The 816-nt window shown below is 42.6% G+C and carries 1 protein-coding gene and 1 pseudogene; both read left to right on the top strand.

All coding sequences use genetic code 11. From position 1 onward, the window contains the following. Positions 1-37: 37 nt before the first annotated feature. Positions 38-337 carry a hypothetical protein gene (locus tag DY78_RS10230; RefSeq protein ID WP_056993524.1) on the top strand — a complete coding sequence of 100 codons (300 nt, stop codon included), beginning with the start codon at positions 38-40 and terminating at the stop codon, positions 335-337. Positions 338-445: 108 nt separating this feature from the next. After that, positions 446-816: pseudogene (locus tag DY78_RS10225) on the top strand (hypothetical protein); the annotation flags it as partial.

Raw genomic sequence — 816 nt, 5'->3', positions numbered from 1 at the left:
TCGTTTGGCTAAATTAGAATCAAAAGGAAGTTAGCCTATGGCGAGCAAAAATTGGCCTAAAGAACTGGAAATCATTCATAAGCTAGAAGCAAGATATGGCAGCATGGCTAACGTGCCACCGAGCAAACTAGCTAACCTGCATAAGATGCCTGGAATTAAGGCCGTATCAGGCGATTACACGGAGATTACGCGTACCCAGTATAATGCCATTAAATTAGTCATGGAAGGCGAGCAGGGTAAAACTAGGACGTCTCGGGAGCTAAAGCACAATAACAGTTGGCTGGATAATCGTATTCGTGCGATTGACGAAAACAAATACTACATTACGGAGGACTAACATGCCTAAACACACTAAGAAGCGTTCAACGATTAAACGGAAACACCGGCGAATGAAGCAACATGCCGAAGCAAATAAAAAGCCAACCAAAGAGGACGGAAAGTAATTATGAAATTAAAGATTGAAAACAATGATTTGACCGTAACAGTTGAAGCAACTCGTGAATTGAGCTTTGAGGAAGTTTTTAAGTCACATCAGCTGGCTACTGGCCGTGATGATGAATTGAGCACTGGTCGTGAAGAAAAACATATGTTTACTCCGGAAGATTCAAATGGACTAGTTAAGGATGCTAATACCGAGCCTGAGCTCATTCCGGCAAGTATGCCCCAAAATGGTGAGATGGTCAAAGCTGAATTTATGTGTCCACAGTGTGGCTACGATAAAGTGACACATGTTAAGTTCGGCTATAACCGTTGGAGTTGCCCTGGATGTGGAATCAGATTGTTTCTTGCGTATGCAACAGGTACTCGTGGAGAAAA

This window comes from Lactiplantibacillus fabifermentans DSM 21115 (assembly GCF_000498955.2).
Classification (GTDB): Bacteria; Bacillota; Bacilli; order Lactobacillales; family Lactobacillaceae; genus Lactiplantibacillus; species Lactiplantibacillus fabifermentans.
Note: the sequence above shows the minus strand (reverse complement) of the source record. Positions and strands in the feature narration are given on the sequence as shown.